This is a genomic window from Streptomyces himastatinicus ATCC 53653 (assembly GCF_000158915.1).
GTDB lineage: Bacteria > Actinomycetota > Actinomycetes > Streptomycetales > Streptomycetaceae > Streptomyces > Streptomyces himastatinicus.
Genome location: NZ_GG657754.1, coordinates 7,060,467 through 7,080,489, shown reverse-complemented (window position 1 = coordinate 7,080,489; position 20,023 = coordinate 7,060,467). Strand labels below are relative to the sequence as shown.

The 20,023-nt window shown below is 71.2% G+C and carries 15 protein-coding genes, 2 tRNA genes and 2 pseudogenes; 2 read left to right on the top strand and 17 right to left on the bottom strand.

Annotated elements, in window-relative coordinates; all coding sequences use genetic code 11:
• Positions 1–748: 748 nt before the first annotated feature.
• The 12 genes and pseudogenes from SSOG_RS29750 to SSOG_RS54070 all read right to left on the bottom strand — a co-directional run bounded on the left by SSOG_RS29750 (position 749) and on the right by SSOG_RS54070 (position 10,985).
• Positions 749–1,594, bottom strand: coding sequence for a DegV family protein (locus SSOG_RS29750; protein ID WP_009717965.1), 846 nt, complete (start codon positions 1,592–1,594; stop codon positions 749–751).
• Positions 1,595–1,676: 82 nt separating this feature from the next.
• A complete protein-coding gene (locus SSOG_RS29745) occupies positions 1,677–2,441 on the bottom strand; it encodes a hypothetical protein (RefSeq protein ID WP_009717964.1) in 765 nt (254 codons plus the stop codon).
• A 129-nt stretch (positions 2,442–2,570) separates the two neighbouring features.
• Positions 2,571–5,448 (bottom strand): annotated as a pseudogene (gene leuS, locus SSOG_RS57585) (leucine--tRNA ligase).
• A 278-nt stretch (positions 5,449–5,726) separates the two neighbouring features.
• Positions 5,727–5,799, bottom strand: a tRNA-Ala gene (locus tag SSOG_RS29735).
• A gap of 105 nt (positions 5,800–5,904) precedes the next feature.
• Positions 5,905–6,138 (bottom strand): hypothetical protein, encoded by a 234-nt coding sequence (locus tag SSOG_RS29730; protein WP_009717962.1) that lies wholly within the window; start codon positions 6,136–6,138, stop codon positions 5,905–5,907.
• A gap of 522 nt (positions 6,139–6,660) precedes the next feature.
• Positions 6,661–6,733: transfer RNA gene (locus SSOG_RS29725), tRNA-Ala, on the bottom strand.
• 108 nt (positions 6,734–6,841) lie between these two features.
• Positions 6,842–7,483 (bottom strand): histidine phosphatase family protein, encoded by a 642-nt coding sequence (locus tag SSOG_RS29720; protein WP_039939007.1) that lies wholly within the window; start codon positions 7,481–7,483, stop codon positions 6,842–6,844.
• A gap of 8 nt (positions 7,484–7,491) precedes the next feature.
• The gene (rsfS, locus tag SSOG_RS29715) at positions 7,492–7,932 is read right to left on the bottom strand and encodes a ribosome silencing factor (protein ID WP_039939004.1); all 441 of its coding nucleotides are present in this window, start codon (positions 7,930–7,932) and stop codon (positions 7,492–7,494) included.
• Between the two features lie 162 nt (positions 7,933–8,094).
• A complete protein-coding gene (locus SSOG_RS29710) occupies positions 8,095–9,882 on the bottom strand; it encodes an LCP family protein (RefSeq protein WP_039939001.1) in 1,788 nt (595 codons plus the stop codon).
• Between the two features lie 10 nt (positions 9,883–9,892).
• Entirely contained in the window at positions 9,893–10,504 is a 612-nt protein-coding gene (gene nadD / locus SSOG_RS29705) for a nicotinate-nucleotide adenylyltransferase (protein WP_009717958.1), read from the bottom strand.
• Positions 10,505–10,563: 59 nt separating this feature from the next.
• Positions 10,564–10,734, bottom strand: coding sequence for a hypothetical protein (locus SSOG_RS54075; RefSeq protein WP_039938999.1), 171 nt, complete (start codon positions 10,732–10,734; stop codon positions 10,564–10,566).
• A 101-nt stretch (positions 10,735–10,835) separates the two neighbouring features.
• Positions 10,836–10,985 carry a hypothetical protein gene (locus SSOG_RS54070; RefSeq protein ID WP_167542520.1) on the bottom strand — a complete coding sequence of 50 codons (150 nt, stop codon included), beginning with the start codon at positions 10,983–10,985 and terminating at the stop codon, positions 10,836–10,838.
• 102 nt (positions 10,986–11,087) lie between these two features.
• On the opposite strand from SSOG_RS54070, the gene SSOG_RS29690 reads away from it, so the two are divergent.
• Positions 11,088–12,263 carry a M48 family metallopeptidase gene (locus tag SSOG_RS29690; RefSeq protein WP_050800006.1) on the top strand — a complete coding sequence of 392 codons (1,176 nt, stop codon included), beginning with the start codon at positions 11,088–11,090 and terminating at the stop codon, positions 12,261–12,263.
• Positions 12,264–12,285: 22 nt separating this feature from the next.
• Here the strand turns inward: SSOG_RS29690 and SSOG_RS29685 are convergent.
• From SSOG_RS29685 to proB, 5 genes and pseudogenes are all read right to left on the bottom strand, one after another.
• A pseudogene (locus SSOG_RS29685) lies at positions 12,286–13,360 on the bottom strand (SCO2583 family membrane protein).
• 149 nt (positions 13,361–13,509) lie between these two features.
• Complete coding sequence (locus SSOG_RS29680) at positions 13,510–14,142, bottom strand: SCO2584 family spore wall biosynthesis protein (RefSeq protein WP_039938998.1); 633 nt, start codon at positions 14,140–14,142, stop codon at positions 13,510–13,512.
• A gap of 105 nt (positions 14,143–14,247) precedes the next feature.
• A complete protein-coding gene (locus tag SSOG_RS29675; protein ID WP_009717953.1) occupies positions 14,248–15,552 on the bottom strand; it encodes a glutamate-5-semialdehyde dehydrogenase in 1,305 nt (434 codons plus the stop codon).
• Positions 15,553–15,634: 82 nt separating this feature from the next.
• On the bottom strand, positions 15,635–16,126 hold the full coding sequence (locus SSOG_RS29670) for a hypothetical protein (protein WP_039938997.1): 492 nt from the start codon (positions 16,124–16,126) through the stop codon (positions 15,635–15,637).
• 216 nt (positions 16,127–16,342) lie between these two features.
• Positions 16,343–17,509, bottom strand: a complete 1,167-nt coding sequence (proB, locus tag SSOG_RS29665; protein WP_009717951.1) for a glutamate 5-kinase — start codon at positions 17,507–17,509, stop codon at positions 16,343–16,345.
• Between the two features lie 398 nt (positions 17,510–17,907).
• Between proB and SSOG_RS29660 the strand changes: the two genes are divergently transcribed.
• Positions 17,908–19,995, top strand: coding sequence for a hypothetical protein (locus SSOG_RS29660; RefSeq protein ID WP_009717950.1), 2,088 nt, complete (start codon positions 17,908–17,910; stop codon positions 19,993–19,995).
• The last annotated feature ends 28 nt before the right edge of the window (positions 19,996–20,023 follow it).

Here is a 20,023-nt window from a genome sequence, read left to right as displayed (position 1 = left end):
GGCCCAAGACGGACACCGGACCCGACGCCCGGGCCGAACCCGGAGCGGGAGCCGGACCGGCAACAGAAAAACACGCACCGGGCACGCGACGCCCGCCTCGACGCGAACGCCGTCCCCAGGTCACACACCCCGCCCACGGCCGAAGCCGCCCCCGAGCCCGATGCCCGGCCCAGAGCGGGCGCCCGATCCGCGACCGGCACCGCAAGCCGAGCGGAGGCCGGAACCGGAGCGTGGGGCGGCGTCGAAGCGGACTCCCGGCCCGGCGCAGCTGCCGCTCCTGGGGCGGGCGTTCCGTCCGAAGCCGACGCCAGCCCAGAGCCGGGGGCCTGGCCCGAGACGGGCAGCGGGCCCGGAGCGCTAGCTACGCCCCGAGCGGGCACCGGGCTCACATCTGGTCCCGGAATCGAGACGGGCCTCAGATCCGGGGCGGGGGCCCCGCTCCGGGTGGGAGCAGGTGTGGGTGACGCCCTTGGGGCTCGGACAGGTGGGGGGTTCGGGCTTCGGATGGGTGGGGTGGGCGCCTCGGCGCGGGCGGGGAAGAGGGCCGCCGCGCGGGTGCTGCGGGGTGGTGGGGCGGCGCGGGGCGCCGTTAGGCGGTGGCGGCCGCGGGGCGGTCGCGTCGTCACGGTGCGTGATCGTGTCCTCATGCCGACCGACCGTAGGCGCCTTCGCCCGACCCCGCTGAGCAGCATCGATTCCCGGGGATAACCCACGGGATGTGGAAAACCCCGTCACCCGAACGAGTTCGCTACCGCGGCGAAACCACCGCGCCCAGCAGCCCCGGTCCGGTGTGCGCCCCGATCACAGCGCCCACCTCGCTCACGTACAGCTCCGCGAGCCCCGGGACCCGCTCCCGCAGCCGTTCCGCGAGGGCCGTCGCGCGCTCCCCTGCCGCGAGGTGCTGGACGGCGATGTCCACCGGGCTCTGGCCCGCCCGCTCCACCACGATCTCCTCCAGCCGGGCGATGGCCTTGGAGGCGGTGCGGACCTTCTCCCGCAGTTCGATCCGGCCCTCGTCGAGCTGGAGCAGCGGTTTGACCGCGAGCGCGGAGCCGAGGAGGGCCTGCGCCGCGCCGATGCGGCCGCCGCGGCGCAGATAGTCGAGGGTGTCGACGTAGAAGTAGGCGGCGGTGCCGTCGGCCCGCTTCTGGGCCGCCGCGACGGCCTCGTCCAGCGTGCCGCCGCCCTCCGCGGCCTCCGCCGCCGCCAGTGCGCAGAAGCCGAGCGCCATCGCGACCATGCCGCTGTCGACCACCCGGACCGGTACGGGCGCGTCCTGTGCGGCGAGCACCGCCGCGTCGTAGGTGCCGGAGATCTCGGCGGACAGGTGCAGCGAGACGATGCCGGTCGCGCCCTCGGCCGCGGCCGCGCGGTAGGCGTCCGCGAAGGTCTCCGGGCTGGGCCGGGACGTGGTCACGGGCTTGCGCTTCTGTAGGGCCTCCGCGAGCGACAGGGCCGAGATCTCGGTCCCTTCCTCCAGTGCCCGGTCTCCGAGCACCACCGTCAGCGGCACGGCGGTGATGCGATGCCGCTCCATCGCCTCCTGCGGCAGGTAAGCCGTTGAATCGGTCACGATCGCGACATGGCGGGACATGACTGGGAGATTATCCGGGGAAGCCCCGGGCCGACAGCGCGACCCCACTGGATGATCACCGACCCTACCGGTAAGCCCGTGTTCAGGCGGTGTTCTCGGGGCGGGAGGTCTCCTGCCAGGACTTCTCCCAGGACTTCTGCCAGGAATGCGGCTGCGGCCGGGGGGTGGTCTCCAGGGAGGGTGGGGAGGGGTGTTCCTGCTGTTGAGGTGCGGGCTCACCCGACGCGGGCCCCGACGCCGCCCGCGGCCCCGACGACGCCCGCGGCCCCGACGACGCCTGCGGGCCCGACGCGGATCGCGGCTCCTCCACCGTCCAGTGCCGCAGTGCCCCCGCCTCCATCTCGATCTCGCGCCCCAGCGCGTCCAGCTCGTCGTGGGCGAACCGCTGGGCCCGCTCCCGCACCGCCCAGCGCAGCGAGTCCGCGGAGTGGGTGATCCGCTCCGTACGCTCGCGCAGCTCGGGGAGCAGGGCCGCGAGGCGGGTCTTGTCGGGCTCCCGCTCCAGCCGCTTCAGGTCGTCGTCCAGCTCGCGGGCGTGCTCGCTGAGCCGCTGGAACAGGTTCAACGACTCCGCCACGGAGCGGTCTTGGCCCGCCACCGCGCGCAGGGCCTGCTCGGTGGCGGACATCGACGTACGCAGCGAAAGCCGCAGCTCGGCCAGCTCACCGGCCGCGCCCGGCAGGGAGAACTGGCGGGCCCTGAGCCGGGTGTCCTCGACCGTGCGGCGGGCCTGGTCCACGGTGCGGTCGAGGCTGCGCTTGGCCGTCCGGACCACCCGCACCGTGACATAGGCGCCGGTCACGATGAACAGGACGAAAAGCAGCAACAGGATCCAGATGGCTTCCATGTGCGCTCCTTCGGGCGGCGGTCACCGCGGTGGCAGCTGTCCTCCCAGCGTAAACGGACCGGGCGGGCCCGGGGTTCCTGACGAACCCCCAGCCCGCCCGCGACAGCGAGAACGGCTACCCCCGAGTGGTCAGGCCGGGACGATGTTCACCAGTTTCGGCGCCCGCACGATGACCTTGCGGATGCCCGCGCCGTTCAGCGCAGCGACCACCGCCGGGTCGCCCAGGGCCTGCGCCTCCAGCTCCTCGTCGGAGACCGACGGGGCGACCTCCAGCCGGGCCTTGACCTTGCCCTTGACCTGGACCACGCAGGTCACCGTCTCGTCCACGACGTACGCCGGGTCGGCGACCGGGAACGGCTCGTGGACGACCGACGCGTCGTGGCCCAGCTTGCGCCACAGCTCCTCGGCGATGTGCGGGGCCAGCGGCGCGATCAGCAGCACCATCCGCTCGGCGATCGAGCGCGGCACCTCGCGCACCTTGGTGACGTGGTTGTTCAGCTCGGTGATCTTGGCGATGGCGGTGTTGAAGCGCAGGCCCACCATGTCCTGGCGGACCCCGTCGATCGCCTTGTGCAGGGCGCGCAGCGTGTCCTCGTCGGGCTCCGCGTCGACGACGGTGACCTCGCCGGTGGCCTCGTCCACGACGTTCCGCCACAGCCGCTGGAGCAGCCGGTACTGGCCGACGACCGCGCGGGTGTCCCAGGGGCGCGAGACGTCCAGCGGGCCCATGGCCATCTCGTACAGGCGCAGCGTGTCGGCCCCGTACTCGGCGCAGATCTCGTCCGGGGTGACGGCGTTCTTCAGGGACTTGCCCATCTTGCCCAGCAGCCGGGTGACCTTCTCGCCCTCGTACCAGTACGCCCCGTCGCGCTCCTCGACCTCGGCGGCCGGGACGGCGATGCCGCGGCTGTCCCGGTAGACGTACGCCTGGATCATGCCCTGGTTGTACAGCTTGTGGAACGGCTCGGCCGACGAGACGTGCCCCAGGTCGAACAGCACCTTGGACCAGAAGCGGGCGTACAGCAGGTGCAGCACGGCGTGCTCGGCGCCGCCGACGTACAGGTCGACGCCGCCGTGCGGCTGGGCCGTCGCGCGGGCCCATCCAGTAGCGCTCGGTGCCGGGGGCGACCAGCTGCTCGCTGTTGTGCGGGTCCAGGTAGCGCAGCTCGTACCAGCAGGAGCCGGCCCAGTTGGGCATGGTGTTGGTCTCGCGGCGGAACGGCCGCGGGCCGCGCCCGTCGCCCAGGTCCAGCTCCACGTGGACCCACTCCTCGTTCCGGGACAGCGGGGTCTCCGGGGAGGTGTCGGCGTCGTCGGGGTCGAAGGTGCGCGGCGAGTAGTCCTCGACCTCGGGCAGCTCCAGCGGCAGCATCGACTCGGGCAGCGCGTGGGCCACGCCGTCCTCGTCGTAGACGATCGGGAAGGGCTCGCCCCAGTAGCGCTGACGGCTGAACAGCCAGTCGCGCAGCCGGAAGTTGACGGTGCCCTCGCCGATGGAGCGGGCCTCCAGCCACTCGGTGATCCGGGCCTTGGCCTCGGTCACGCCCAGGCCGTCCAGGGAGACGCCCTCACCCGCCGAGTTGACGATCTTGGCGTCGTACGAGGCGAACGCGTCGTCCCAGGTCGACGGGTCGGTGCCCCGGTCGTCGGAGGGCTCGACGACGCAGCGCATGGGCAGCTCGAAGGCGCGGGCGAAGGCGAAGTCACGGCCGTCGTGCGCCGGAACGGCCATGATCGCGCCAGTGCCGTAGCCCATCAGCACGTAGTCGGCGATGAAGACCGGCACCCGGTCGCCGCTGACCGGGTTGACCGCGTACGCACCGGTGAAGACGCCGGTCTTGTCCTTGACCTCGGCCTGCCGCTCCACGTCCGACTTGGCCGCGGCCTGCTTGCGGTACGCGTCGACGGCGGCGGCCGGGGTGGCGTGCCCGCCGGTCCACACGTCGTGGGTGCCCTCGGGCCAGGCGGCCGGGACGATGGAGTCGACCAGGTCGTGCTCGGGCGCCAGCACCATGTAGGTCGCACCGAACAGGGTGTCCTGGCGGGTGGTAAAGACCGTGATCTTCGCGTCGGGGTGGTCCTGCACCGGGAAGTCGACCCGGGCACCCTCGCTGCGGCCGATCCAGTTGCGCTGCTGGAGCTTGATGGCCTCGGGCCAGTCCAGCGCGTCCAGGTCGTCCAGCAGCCGGTCCGCGTAGGCGGTGATCCGCATGTTCCACTGGCGCAGCTTGGCCTTGAAGACCGGGAAGTTGCCGCGCTCGGAGCGGCCGTCGGCGGTGACCTCTTCGTTGGCCAGCACGGTGCCCAGGCCGGGACACCAGTTGACGGGCGCGTCCGAGGCGTACGCCAGGCGGTATTCGCCCAGCAGGTCGGCTCGCTCGGCCTCGGTCAGCGCGTCCCAGGGGCGCCCGTCGGGGGTGGCGCGCTCACCGGAGGCGAACTGCGCGGCCAGGGTGTCGATCGGGCGCGCCTTGTCCGCCTCCGGGTCGTACCAGGAGTTGAAGATCCGCAGGAAGATCCACTGGGTCCACTTGTAGTAGTCCGGGTCGATCGTGGCGAAGGAGCGGCGCTGGTCGTGGCCCAGGCCCAGGCGGCGCAGCTGGCGCCGCATGTTGTCGATGTTGGCCTCGGTGCTGACCCGGGGGTGGGTGCCGGTCTGCACCGCGTACTGCTCGGCGGGCAGGCCGAAGGCGTCGAAGCCCAGGGTGTGCAGGACGTTGTGGCCCGTCATGCGGTGGTAGCGGGCGTACACATCGGTGGCGATGTAGCCCAGCGGATGGCCCACGTGCAGTCCCGCCCCCGATGGGTACGGGAACATGTCCATGACGAACTTCTTCGGCCGGGCGACGACATCGGCGTCACCGGTCAGGTCGCCGCCCGGGTTGGGCGCGTCATACGTGCCGTTCGCGTCCCAGAAGTCCTGCCAGCGGGCCTCGATGTCAGCGGCCAGCGCGGCCGTGTAGCGGTGCGGCGCGGCCACCTCGGCTGCGGCATTGGTCTCGCTCATGATCCTCAAAGCTCCATTGGTCGTCTCTGCCCGCGGTACAGGCCGATTCCCTCTTGTCCGGTGAAACAAAAAGGCCCCTCGCACAGGAGGGGACGCCGCGCCGATGCCGACCGAAGATGATCGCGGTCGGTACTGATCAGCGCGGCCCGCTAAGCAGAAGGCGTACGGCACGCATGGGGTCAGGTTACCGCAGGGCACCGAGGACCCGCATCGAGGTAGGACGCGGATGGAAAACAACAAGCGGGCCGTCCGCATCAGACGACCCGCTCCTGGGATTGTGGAGCTAAGGAGAATTGAACTCCTGACCTCCTGCATGCCATGCAGGCGCTCTACCAACTGAGCTATAGCCCCAGGTCTTGCTGTTCCGCCCGGTTCCCCTCGGCGGCATCGCCTACATTACACGGACGCCCCGGGCTTTAGCCAAATCGATTGCCGCGGGGGTCCTGACCAGTGCGCTCACGCCGTCGCGAACGAGTAGAAACGCTTCAGCGTGCAGTGCTCTTCGAGGAGCCGACCGTAGATCGGCTCGCCCTCCAGCTCCCGGTACGTCTCGATCGGGTCACCCTTGATGATCAGCGCCTGGGCGCACTCCGCGCACCAGTACTGATAGTCGGAGTTGAGCGGCTCCATGTCGCGGACGATGGGCGTGCCACCGCCGCACCAGTCACATTTCCGGCTGTGTGCTCCCATGTCACTCAGCTCCAGCTGTGGCCGCAGGCCGTACACACGTAGGAAACACCGCCGTTGTCACCGAGTACCTGAGCCACGTTGCCGGACCCGCAGGACGGGCATTCGATGCCCTCCCGAGCTGTCTCGGAAAGGTCCTCGAACGCGTCGAGGATGCTGGTCGGCATCCCACCCGTCCCTCCCCATCGGACTATCGGCCTGCGCCCCCGCCGGCGGTCCGATTCTGCCACGGGGCGACGCCCAGGTCAGCGGAGATGCAACAGACGCCTCACCAGACTCACAAGCGCCCCGCACACCGCCACTTCCGCCGAGCCCATGCGCTCGATGCGGTGTCGTCCAACCTACCCAGGAAGATCGCACCGAACCCAGCCACCCCGGCGACAGGCCGAGTTGAGCCGACGTCAACAAGGGGTGGCCGGACGCGAGATAGGCCGCCGCCCGTTGCGTCGCACGCAAACGCGCGCAAAGGCACACAAAAGCGGCGATCCCGCCTCCCTCACCGGGAGGCGGGATCGCCGCCATCTGTGGAGCTAAGGAGAATTGAACTCCTGACCTCCTGCATGCCATGCGGGCGCTCTACCAACTGAGCTATAGCCCCGCTGCTCTCCGCGCCGGTGCGCTTCGAACAAGAAGGAGCTTTAGCCGGTGACCAGCCGGAAAAGGAAATCGAGCCGGGAGGAGTCCTCCGGTCGTCGCCTGTCGTCGCCTAGTCGTCGTCGCCGAGGACGGGCTCGGGGAGCGAACCGGCGTTGTGCTCCAGCAGCCGCCACCCGCGCGCGCCCTCGCCCAGCACCGACCAGCAGCAGTTCGAGAGGCCACCGAGCGCCTCCCAGGTGTGCGGCTCCAGGCCGAGCAGCCGCCCGATCGTGGTGCGGATCGTGCCGCCGTGGCTGACCACCACGAGCGTGCCGCCGTCGGGCAGCTTCTCGGTGGCCTCCAGCACGACCGGTGCCGCCCGGTCGGCGACCTCGGACTCCAGCTCGCCGCCGCCGCGCCGCACCGGCTCGCCGCGCTTCCACGCCGCGTACTGCTCGCCGAACCGCTCGATGATCTCCTCGTGCGTGAGCCCCTGCCAGTCACCGGCGTAGGTCTCCCGCAACCCCGCGTAGTGGTCGACCGTGAGCCCGGTCACGGTCGCCAGCTCGGCGGCGGTCGCCATGACCCGCTTCAGGTCGGAGGCGATGATCGCGTCCGGCCGCAGTCCGGCCAGCAGCCGGGCCGCGCGGTGCGCCTGCGCGACGCCGGTGTCGGTCAGCTCGATGTCCAGGGAGCCCTGGAAACGCCGCTCGATGTTCCAGGCCGTCTGGCCGTGCCGCCACAGGACTATGCGGCGGCCGCGGCCGCTCATGGTGCCGTTCAGCTCAGCTCACCGCCCGCCCCACCGTCCGGGCCCTTGGCCTGCGCGTACTCCTCCGCCTTGCCGCGGGTGGCCTTGGCGTCGGCGGGCAGCTCCAGCTGCGGGCAGTCCTTCCACAGCCGCTCCAGGGCGTAGAAGACCCGCTCCTCGCTGTGCTGGACGTGCACCACGACGTCCACGTAGTCCAGCAGCACCCAGCGGGCCTCGCGGTCGCCCTCGCGGCGGACCGGCTTGGCGCCGAGCTCCTTGTTCAGCCGCTCCTCGATCTCGTCGACGATCGACTTCACCTGGCGGTCGTTGGGCGCCGAGGCCAGCAGGAAGGCGTCGGTGATCGAGAGCACGTCGCTGACGTCGTACGCGATGATGTCGTGCGCGAGCTTGTCGGCGGCCGCCTGGGCGGCGGCGTTGATGAGCTCGATGGAGCGGTCCGTGGCGGTCACAGGCGAGGCTTTCCGGTCGGTGGGGACCCTCAGGGTCTGGCACCCCAAGGGTCTCACGCCCCACCGTCACGGCTCCCGGCCATTCCCCCGTGACCACCGTGACTCTCCTGACTCTTCCGGCTCCCCCACCGCGCGTGACGCCGAGGCCGCCCGGGGGCGCGGTCAGCCCTGGGGGTCGTAGTCCGCGCCGAGGACCACCGTCACATCCGCGTTGGCGGCGCCCTTGCCCTTGGTGACCGAGGTCGCGGGCAGTCCGAGGGTCTTGGCGACCTCCTTGGCCTGTCCGGCCTGTTCGGCGTCCGCGTACGTCACCCGCGAGGTCTGCTGCGGAGTGCCGCCCTCGGTGGCGGCGACGACCGTGAAACCGCCGTTGACCAGCGCGACCCGAGCGGCGCCCGAGGCGTCCTGGCCCCCGCCGGCGCTGGTCACGCTCACCCGTGCCGCGGAGCCCGGGTCGGTGTTCTTGACCGTGCCGCCGAGGACGCTCTTGACCACCCGGTCCGTCGCCCGGGCGCTGAGCGTGCCATTGGCCTGGACCGGCAGCATCATCGTGTCGTAGTCGCCGCCCTTGGCCTGCCCGGCGAGCCGCGCCAGCGAGGCGCCGAGCTGCTGCTCGGACAGCGACGGATCGGGGATCTGCGCCAGCTGCTCGACGGTCTTGGTGGCGCCGCCGGTATCGCTGGAGACCTTCTTCAGGGCGGCGTCCATGACCTGGCCGAACCGCGCGAGCTGCTTGGTCTGCACCTCGCCCGGGGCCCGGTAGGTGGCGTACGCCACAGCCGCCTGGCCGCTCAGCACCTGCTCCTTGCCCCGCTTGACCAGCGGGCTCTCGCCCTTCCGGGCGGACGGGACGGTGGTGTCGGTGTCCAGGGTGATGCCGCCGACCAGCTCGACGAGGTTCTCCAGATAAGGCGTGTCCAGCCGCCAGGTGCCCTGGATCTTCGAGCCCAGCAGGGTGGACAGGGAGTCACGGGTGGCGTCGGAGCCCTCGTCGGTCACCGACTTGCCGAGCGTGGTGGAGCCGCCGTCCTCGGTGGAGACGGACAGCGCGTTCGGCAGCAGGACGGTGGCGCCCTTCTTGGTGGTCTCGTTGTCCACCAGCAGCGCGGTGGACGTACGGCCGCCCTTCAGCTCGCGCAGATGGACGACGATCACGTCCCGCTTCTGCGGGCCACCGGCCGCCGCCTGGGCGTCGCCGTCGGCGGAGAGACCGGGCAGCTTGCCCGCGTACCAGAGGTAGCCGACCCCGCCCACGGCGGCCAGGGCCAGCACCACGACGAGCGCGACGATCCGGTTGCGGCCCTTGCGGCGGCGCTCGTCACGCCGCTCGGAGCGGGTCTCGGCGAACTTCAGCCAGTCGATGACGTCTTCGGAGTCCTCGTCGGGGTCCTCGACGAACGCGAACTGCTCGGTGCGGTACTCCTCGTCCTCCCCGTCCGGGCCCGGCTTCCGGGGTCCTGCTCCGCCGGGAGCCGGGGCAGGAGCCGCGGCCGGAGCGCCGGAGGACGGCTCCTGCCGGTCCAGCTCGGCCAGTTCCTCGTACGGGTTCGGCTCGTCCTCCTCGGGCGCGGCGGGCTGGGCGGGCACGGCGTAGTCGTAGCCCTGCTGGACGTACTGCCCCTGCTGCCCCGGCTGCTGGACGTACTGCTCCTGCTGCCCCTGCTGCGGATAGGGCTGCTGCTGTCCGTAGTACGGGTCGTACGGCTGCGTCTGCGGATGCTGCGCCGGAGCCTGCTGCGCCTGCTGGGCCTGGCCGTACGGGTCGTACCCGTAGCCGTAGCCGTCCTGCTGCCCCTGCTGCTGCCCGTAGTACGACGACGGGTCGTAACCCTGCTGCGTCCCCTGCGGCTGGTACACCGGCTGCCCATAGGCGTCGTAGCCGTAGATCTGCGGCTCCTGGGCATACGGATCCCGCGCGTACGGGTCGTACGGGTCCTGTCCGTCGTTCACCGGTACCCCTTCAGCAGTCGTGCCGGTACAGCTCTCGCTTGTCGATGTACCGCACCACACCGTCCGGCACCAGGTACCAGACGGGTTCGCCGTGTGCGACACGCGCCCGGCAGTCCGACGACGAGATCGCCAGCGCCGGCACCTCGACCAGCGACACCCCGCCCTCCGGCAACCCCGGGTCGGCCAGTATGTGCCCCGGCCGCGTCACACCGATGAAGTGGGCAAGCGAGAACAGCACTTCGGCATCGCGCCAGGTGAGGATCTGGGCGAGCGCGTCCGCTCCGGTGATGAAGAACAGGTCCGCGTCACCGTTCAGCGCGCGCAGATCCCGGAGCGTATCGGTGGTGTACGTCGCACCGCCGCGGTCGATGTCGATGCGGCTGACCGAGAACTGCGGGTTCGACGCGGTCGCGATGACCGTCATCAGATAGCGGTCCTCGGCCGGGGAAACCTTTTTGTGGCTCTTCTGCCACGGCTGCCCGGTCGGCACGAACACGACCTCGTCCAGGTGGAACTGCGATGCCACCTCGCTCGCCGCGACCAGGTGACCATGATGGATCGGGTCGAACGTCCCGCCCATCACACCGAGCCGCCGCTTGGCCGGCCCCTTCTCCTCTTCCATGCGTGCAGACCCTACTGGGCCCGGCTCGAAACCGGGGCCCGAAGAGGCAACGGCCCTGGTCAGCGGTCCCGGTTGAAGCGAGTGGTGATCCACAGCAACAGGAACAGGATGACGAGAGCCGCACCGCCGGTCATGAAGGGGCTGATGCTCGGGTGAGTATCGGTGTGGTGCTCACCGCCCTCGGCCGCGAGGGTGGTCAGGGCGGCATGTGCGGTGCTGAAAGCGCTCATCGCAGGCGATACCTATCCGGGTCTCGGCGTCACGTCACGTCCGCCACATCGTATGCGAGCCGGATTCCGGGCTTGCTGTCAGTCCGCCCTTGGGCCCGCTCTCAGTCCTGTTTGTACCCGCGCAGCAGGAACCACGCGACCAGGACGGATCCCACGACGCCCACGACGATGACCGTGCGCAGCAGCGCTCCCGGTCCCTGGTCCTTGGAAGTGGCGGCAAGCACGGCGGTGAGGCCAGTCATATCGGGCATGTCTCCACGCTAGCCCCCCGCCGTGCAGGGCCTATGGTGGGGTCCTCCAGGGGGACGGGCACGACGAGGCAGTCCGGCGAACAGTCCGTATGAGGGGGACCAATGAGCGACAGCCACACGCACGGGACCGGCGGCGACGGGAGTGGCACCGGAGAGGGACGTGAGCATGTGCCCAGCCGCGAGAGGCGGCGCTTTCCGGGCATTTCCTCGCGCGCGTACGAGCATCCGGCCGACCGCTCGGCGCTGGTCGCGCTGCGCAAGCTGACCGGCTTCGACACCGTCTTCAAGGCGCTGAGCGGGCTGCTGCCCGAGCGCAGTCTGCGGCTGCTGTACCTGTCCGATTCGGTGCGGGTGAGCGACCGGCAGTTCGCCCATCTCCACGACATGCTGCGGGACGCCTGCTACATCCTCGACCTGGAGCAGGTCCCGGCGATGTACGTCACCCAGGACCCGAAGCCGAACGCGATGTGCATCGGCATGGACGCGCCGATCATCGTGCTGACCACCGGCCTTGTGGAGCTGCTCGACGAGGAGGAGATGCGGGCGGTCATCGGCCACGAGGTGGGCCACGCGCTGTCCGGGCACGCCGTCTACCGGACGATACTGCTGTTCCTGACCAACCTCGCGCTGAAGGTCGCCTGGATCCCGCTCGGCAATGTGGCGGTGCTGGCCCTGGTGACGGCGCTGCGCGAGTGGTTCCGCAAGTCGGAGCTGTCGGCGGACCGGGCGGGGCTGCTGGTCGGGCAGGATCTCCGGGCCTCGATGCGCGGGCTGATGAAGCTCGCGGGCGGCCACCATCTGCACGAGATGAACGTGGACGCGTTCCTGGAGCAGGCCGACGAGTACGAGAACAGCGGCGATCTGCGGGACTCCGTACTCAAGATCCTGAACATGCTGCCGCGCAGCCACCCGTTCACCACCGTGCGCGCCGCCGAGCTGAAGAAGTGGGCCGCGAGCCGGGACTTCCAGCGGCTCATGGACGGCCACTACCCGCGCCGCGAGGAGGACAGGGACACCTCGGTCAGCGACTCCTTCCGGGAGTCGGCGAGCCACTACGCGGAGTCGGTCCGCACCAGCAAGGACCCGCTGATCGCGTTCGTACGGGACGTGGCGGGCGGCGCCGGGGACCTGGGCAGCAAGCTGCGCGACCGGTTCACCGGCGGCGGCGCGCAGGGCGGGGACACCACCGAGGGCACGCCCCCGCGGGACGGTCAGGAGGGCCGGGAGGACTCGGACGGCCGCGAGGGATCCGAGGGGGACGAACCGCCCCGGTCCTGAGGTCCAAGGACTGGCCTGCGGTCTACGGGCTGGTGGGCTGCGAGCTCGGGGAGAGCACGCCGCAGAGGGAGACCGGGGTGCGGCCCGGGGCGTACGGGTCGGTGCCCATCGGGGAGTCGTTCCGGACGCTCTCCCCGGCCACCAGCGGCCGCAGATATTTTGAGGCGTTCGCGGCGCACGCCTGCGGGCCCGCCAGCACGGAGCTGTGCACCAGCTCCACCCGGTGGTCGCGCAGATCGCCGCGGTCGAAGCGGAACCGGGTCTCCCGGCGCACCGTGTACAGCGAGGCGTGGTCCGGGGCCCGCTCGTGGGCCCGCTGGATCGCGTAGACGAAGACGTGGTCGGCGCTGACCTCCAGGGTCGAGGGGGTGCGCTCGACCACCGTCAGCGTGCCGCGCACCCGCACGGGGGCGTCCGCCAGCGTCACCTCGGCCGGGTTGAAGCGGGTCAGCCAGCCGGTGGCCGCATGGCGGCCGTCGTCTATCGGATGTTCGAAGCTCTTGTCTAACTGGATCTGCTGGGCGGTATTCAGCAGCAGCCGCACCGTCTGCATCGGGGCCTCCGGTGAGCACACCCGGGTCGAGGGTCGACTTCACCACGTAGTCCTTGGCCGTGGTGAGCGCCGTCATCACCTGGCTCTCCGAGAACCCCTGGGTGCGCCGCACGGCGGGCAGGGTGACCCCCTCGGCGCCGGCGCGGAACTGGGCGGCCGGGCTCTCCCGGAGCAGCTCCGCCGGCCGCCCGCCCGGCACCTCACCGACCGGCGAGAGCGGCACCACGCTGCTGCGCAGCGGCTCGACGGCCTGCGGCCCGGGGGCCTGGTAGGGGTGGCGTACGCCCATGTAGACGGCTGCGGCGAAGGCGAACGCGATCAGCAGGACGAGGACGACGGCCTGCCGCGACGCCCCGGCACGGGCCCAGGCGTGGCGGGCGCGCACCGCGCGGGAGTGGTCGTCCATGCGCTCCTGGGCGGAGAACTCCTGGAGCCGGGCAGCACGAACGAAGGACTCGTCGAACACGACGGAGCGGTACTCGTCCTCACCACCTCCCGGGACGCCCTCGGGTGTCCCCTCGGGAGGGTCTCCACGCCCGGTCATACCTCAAGAGTAGGTCGCCGGGGGCAGCGGTAAACGCCGTGGTACTCCACAACTTCACGCACAGTGCGGAGGAAACGCCGCATAGGGCGCGACGTGCTACGGAGATGTGACGGGGAATGTGACGGACGACGCCGTGACGGACGACGCCGTCACGGAGTGCGCGGCACGACGGAGGCGGGTGGCGCTTCGCGCTCGGCAGCCCTGGACGGCATGGACGGCGCACTGCCCGGCCGCCCCGCAGGCGTGCCGTCGACCCCGCTGGTGGCGGGCGGCGGGGCCGGGTCCTGCCGGTTGCCCGAGGTGCCGCGGTAGACCGCCGTGAAGGCCAGCGCGACCACCCCGATGCCCATCAGGACGGCCAGCAGCCAGGCCACCGGGCGGTGCCAGCGGGCATGGCCGCGGTAGGGCCGCCCGGCGCTCCCGTAGCGCCCGTACGGGCCGTAGGCGCCGTCCAGCTCCCGGCCCGGGCCGAAGCGGCCGTTCGGGTCGGCATAGTCGTCGTACGGGCCGTCCGCGAACTCACCCTCCGGGCCGTACGCGTCCTCGAACAGCTCGTCCTCGGGGGACACCCCGGCCCTGCTGCGCCGGGACGCCTCGGCCTCGGCACGGGCCTGCGCGGCGGCCAGCATGCGCTCGATGGCGGTGGGTTCATGGATGACGGCGGACCGTACGAAGTCCTCGTCGAAGACCACGGTGGCGAACTCGTCGTTCGCCTCTCCGTGGCTGCGCTCGTCGGGCTCGTCGCCGTCCGGGAACGGCTTGCCCCCCACGTCGTCCGGCACCCATTCAGAGTAGACCGGACGGGTCAATTTGGGCAGGGCAAAATGGTATTCGGGGGAAGATCCACCCGTTGACCTCCGGGTTCGACCATCCCCCGAACGGGTGACTCAGCGGGTGTGTCCGTCGCCGGTGACGATGTACTTGGTCGACGTCAGCTCGGGCAGTCCCATCGGGCCCCGGGCGTGGAGCTTCTGGGTGGAGATGCCGATCTCGGCGCCGAAGCCGAACTGGCTGCCGTCCGTGAAACGCGTGGACGCGTTCACGGCGACCGTGGTGGAGTCCACCAATTGGGTGAAGCGGCGGGCGGCCGCCTGCGACGTCGTGACGATGGCCTCGGTGTGACCGGAGGACCACAGGCCGATGTGGTTCACCGCGGCCTCCAGGGAGTCCACGACCGCCGCGGCGATGTCGTACGACAGGTACTCGGTCTCCCAGTCCTCCATCGCCGCCGGGACGACCGTGGCCTTCGTCCCCTCGGCCTCGGCCAGCGCCTGCACCCGCTCGTCGGCGTGCACCGTGACACCGGCCGCCGCCAGCGCCTCCAGGGCGCGCGGCAGGAACTCCGCGGCGATGTCCTGGTGCACCAGCAGCGTCTCCGCCGCGTTGCACACGCTGGGGCGCTGGGCCTTGGAGTTCACCAGGATGTCCACGGCCATGTCGAGGTCGGCCTGCGCGTCCACGTACACATGGCAGTTGCCGGTGCCGGTCTCGATGACCGGAACCGTCGATTCCTCGACCACCGTACGGATGAGCGAGGCACCGCCGCGCGGAATCAGCACGTCCACCAGGCCGCGGGCGCGCATCAGTTCGCGCACCGACTCCCGGCTCTCCCCCGGCACCAACTGAATGGCGTCAGCGGGCAGTCCGGCGCCGCCGACGGCGTCGCGCAACACCTTCACCAGCGCGCTGTTCGAGTGGTACGCCGACGAAGAGCCGCGCAGCAGGACGGCGTTGCCCGACTTCAGACACAGCGCGGCGGCGTCCACGGTGACGTTCGGGCGGGCCTCGTAGATGATGCCGACGACGCCCAGCGGGACGCGCACCTGGCGCAGGTCAATGCCGTTGGGCAGCGTCGAACCGCGCACCACCTCGCCGACCGGGTCCGGCAGCGCGACCACGTCGCGGACATCGGAGGCGATGGCCCGCACCCGCTCCGGGGTGAGGGTCAGCCGGTCGACGATCGCCTCGCTCGTGCCCGCCTCCCGGGCCCGCTCCACATCGGTGGCGTTGGCCTCGACGATCTCCTTCGTCCGCACCTCCAGCGCGTCGGCCATCGCCAGCAGCGCGTCGTCCTTGAGGGCACGCGGCAGCGGGGCGAGGTCGACGGCCGCGGCGCGCGCCCGGTAGGCGGTCTGGAGCACCGGGGACTTCGGCCAGGGGTCGGTGAGCGGCGACGTGGGTGCGCTGGTCATGCACGCAGCCTACTGAGCCGAGCGCGGCGACCCGATGGGTATTCCGCTCTTCGAGATGGTCTTCTCACATCTCGAAGCGGAATCAGAAGGGGTGCACACCCACCGGGGACGCCGGTGGCGGCCCGTATCCCTCCGCGATGCGCTGGTGATACGTATCACGGTCGATGACCTCGAGCCCCACGATCTCCCACGGCGGCAGCTTGGCCGTGGAACGGTGCTCACCCCACAGCCGCAGCGCCACCGCCGCCGCATCGTGCAGATCGCGCGCCTCTTCCCAGTAGCGGATCTCGGCGTGATCGTTGGCGTAGCGGCTGGTCAGCAGGAAGGGGTGGTCATGGGCCAGCTGCTCCAGAGCGCGCCGGACCTCCCGCAGCGGCGCCTCGGCACCCGAGACGCTCAGCGTGATGTGCCACAGCCGGGACACCTCGACGCGTCGCTTGCTCTGCGTCGGCGCGTCCTCCGTCCCGGCATCGCCCGTCCCGGCGCCGTTCGCACCGACACCGTTCAACCCGACACTGGTCAGGGTGCGCTCCGCCGCCCCTCGGGGCGGCGCCCCCGGGCGCCCTCGTCTCACCGGCGGCCTCCTGTAGCTCGCTGCTCCGCTCACGCGCGGGCGGAGCACTGTGGCGGTGGTGCTGTACCTCCACCGCGGGCCCGCTGCCCGCGCGACCCCGTTGAACAAAGTTGACCAGTCCTCGCGCGGCGGCGGGGCGTTTTTGCGGAAAGGTAAGCCCCCTTTTTTCGGGGGCTCACCTCACCTCCGGGGACCGGAGGCGATCCGAGCGGAGTGTCATCCGTGGCGGTGGAGCACCACCAGATCGTCCCGGTGCACGACCTCGCGCTCGTACGCGGGGCCCAGCTCGCGGGCGAGGTCACGGGTCGACCGGCCGATCAGCCGTGGGATCTCCTTGGCGTCGAAGTTCACCAGTCCGCGGGCCACCGCGCGGCCCTCGGTGTCGCGCAGCTCGACCGGGTCCCCGGCGGTGAACTCGCCCTCCACCGCCGCGATCCCCGCCGGCAGCAGCGAGGTGCGGCGCTCCACGACGGCCCGCACCGCCCCGTCGTCCAGGGTGAGCGCGCCACGGGGCTCCGAGGCGTGGGCGAGCCACAGCAGCCGGTCGGCCGAGCGGCGGCCGGTGCGGTGGAAGTACGTACCTGTGTGGCGGCCCAGCAGGGCGTCCCCGGCCCGGCTGGCGGAGGTGAGCACCACGGGGACCCCGGCCGCGGCGGCGATCCGGGCGGCCTCGACCTTGGTGACCATGCCGCCGGTGCCGACCCCGGAGCGGCCCGCGCTGCCGATCGTGACCCCGGCGAGGTCCTTGGGGCCCTTGACCTCGTCGATGCGCGAGGTGCCGGGGGTCCTGGGGTCGCCGTCGTAGAGACCGTCCACATCGGAGAGCAGCACCAGCAGATCGGCCCGTACGAGATGGGCGACCAGGGCCGCGAGCCGGTCGTTGTCCCCGAACCGGATCTCGTCGGTGGCCACGGTGTCGTTCTCGTTGACGATCGGCAGGGCGCCCATGGCCAGCAGCTGGTCCAGGGTCCGGGTCGCGTTGCGGTAGTGGGCGCGGCGGCTGGTGTCGTCCGTGGTGAGCAGCACCTGGCCGACCCGGCGCCCGTAGCGCGCGAAGGAGGCGGTGTAGCGGGCCACCAGCAGGCCCTGTCCGACGCTCGCGGCGGCCTGCTGGCGGGCGAGGTCGCGGGGGCGCCGCTCCAGGCCCAGGGGGGCGAGTCCGGCGGCGATGGCCCCGGAGGAGACCAGGACTATCTCCTTGCCGTCCCCGGCCCCGCTCACGTCCCGGTCGAGCACCTTCGCGAGCACGTCCACCAGCGCGTCAACCCGGTCCGCGTCCAGTCCTCCGGCCGCGGTGGTGAGGGAAGACGAACCGATCTTGACCACGATCCTGCGGGCCGCGGCCACCTCGTCCCGTACCGCCGACCCGTCCTGCTCAGCCACGCCTCTCCCCTGCTCATCCCGGGCTCGTCCCCGGCTCTCACGCGCACTTCCGCACGTCGCGGAAAGCGGAAACGCGTGTCCTGCACACTCACATCATGACAAGGGGGCAATCTACGTGAGCCGGGCCCGTGGCCGCCCGGCCATTTCGCCGCCGCGACCGCCGCGGCCACCGCGGCCACCGCGGCACGGGTGGCGACCGCCGCGGCCGCCGACCCCGGGGCCTCAGGTCTCGGGAAGATCGCGGAGAGGTCACCGTGAGATGGCGGCACGGCCCCGGGGAATCGTTTGAACCCGTTTCGAGGCGGTTGGCACCTGCGCGGATTGTCACCGAGCCAGACGGCGGCATACGGTCAGGGGTCCCCCCACTCGTCCACCGCCTCCCGCCAGGAGCCCATCCCGTGCCCTCTGCCGGATTCGCCCCACGCCGGGTCGTACAGCTCACGGCGCTGCTCGCCATGGTGGTGTTCTTCACCACACAGCTCGTCGGCGCCGTGCTCCCGAACGTACCGCTGTTCATCGCCGCCTCGGCGTGCGGCCTCGCCCTCGATCTCTTCCTCCAGCAGAAGCAGCCCGGTCTGCTGTCGCTGTTGGGCAAGGTCCGCTTCGACATCACGGTGCGCCAGCTGTTCCGCGACATGCTCATCATGGTCGGGCTGCTGCGGATCGAGGGAATCAATCCGCTGCACGAGCAGGCACCGCTGACCGTGGGGCTGCTGCTCTTCTACGTGGTGCACTTCGCCTGCCAGGCGGCCGCCATAATGGTCCGCCGCACCCGGCAGCTGCCGTTCGTCACGCGCAACATCGACGCGTCCGCGCTGCGGCTGAGCGACGCCCCGCCGCGGTTCTTCTCCCGCCAGCACGGCCGCCGGATCCTGCGGCTCGCCGCCCCGGCCACCGCCGGACTGCTGCTGACCGCCGGCACCAAGAACGGTGTCTGGGGAGCCGTCGGCCTCTCGATCGCCCTGCTCATCGGCATCGCCGGAACCGTCCACCTGGCCACCTGGCTGCTGCCGCGCAAGCGGGTGGCGAACGAGGCGACGGCCCTGGAGTGGCTCGACACATGGCTGGCCGAGTACCAGCCGACCGTGGGCATGTACTTCTCCGGCGGCACCAGCTCCGCGTACCAGGCGAACATGTGGCTCTCCACGCTCGCCTCCCTCGAGGGCAACCCCATCATCGTGCTGCGCGAGCGGTTCATGGTGCAGAAGATCGACGCGACGGACATCCCGATCGTCTGCCTCCCCAAGGTCGCCCACCTGATGCGCATCGAGCACTCGACGCTCAAGGTGCTGCTGCACCCGGCCAACTCGGGCAAGACCTCGCAGGTGCTGCGCATCCCCTCGATCAAGCACGCGTTCATCAACCACGGCGAGAGCGACAAGCTCTCCAGCTGCAACCCGTACGCCAAGGCGTACGACGAGGTGTGGGTCGCGGGCCCGGCCGCGCGCGACCGCTACCAGCTCGCCGACATCGGCGTCGAGGACAAGGACGTCGTGGAGGTCGGCCGTCCGCAGCTGGCGCCGATCCGCCCCTACGCGGGCGCCCCGACCGGTGAGTACACCACCGTGCTGTACGCGCCGACCTGGGAGGGCTGGGACGGCAACCCCGGCAACACCTCGGTCATCCTGGCCGGTGAGAACATCGTCCGCGAGCTCCTCGCCGACCCCAAGGTGCGCCTGCTGTACAAGCCGCACCCGATGACCGGTTCCGTCGACCGGCGGGCCGGGCGCGCCAACGACCGCATCAAGGCGATGATCGCCGAGGCGAACACCCAGCGCGGCGGGTCCCGTCCGCCCGCCGATGCCGCGGCCGAGCTGAGCCGGCGTGCCGAGGAGCTGAACCAGCTCACCAGCACGGCCTTCCGCCGCAGCGCGGACGAGATCGAGCGCATGAAGCTCCAGGGCACCCCGGACGACAACCGCGCCGCGGGTGTGGCGGCGGCCACCGCCGCCTGGGAGAGCGCCTACTGGGCATCGCTGCCGGACTGGGAGCACCAGGTCGTCACCGGCCCGCGCCCGGCCATCTTCACCTGCTTCAACCAGGCCGACGTGCTGATCAGCGATGTGTCGAGCGTCGTCTCGGACTACCTGACGAGCGAGAAGCCGTACGCGGTGGCGAACACCAGCGGGCTGACCGAGGAGGAGTTCCGGGCGAACTTCCCGACGGTGCGCGCCGCCACGATCCTCACTCCCGAGGCGTCGGAGGTTCCGGAGCTGCTGGAGGCCGTCCGGGAGCCCGAGAAGGACACCCTCGCCCCGGCCCGCGCCGAGCTGAAGGTGCACCTGCTCGGCCCGTCCGACCCGCCGTCCCTGGTGCGCTTCGACCAGGCCGCGCAGACGTTGTGCCGAGAGGCCGACGAGCGCCGGGCGCGGATGGCCACGCGGCTGGCCGACGAGATCCCGTCGCAGCGCGAGGCCCGGGACGCGGCCGAGGAGACGGAGATGGAAGCCGGCTCTTCGGAGTCGGAGGAGACGGCGACGGTCTGAGGCGCCGCCAGCCACGCGTAAGGGCCCG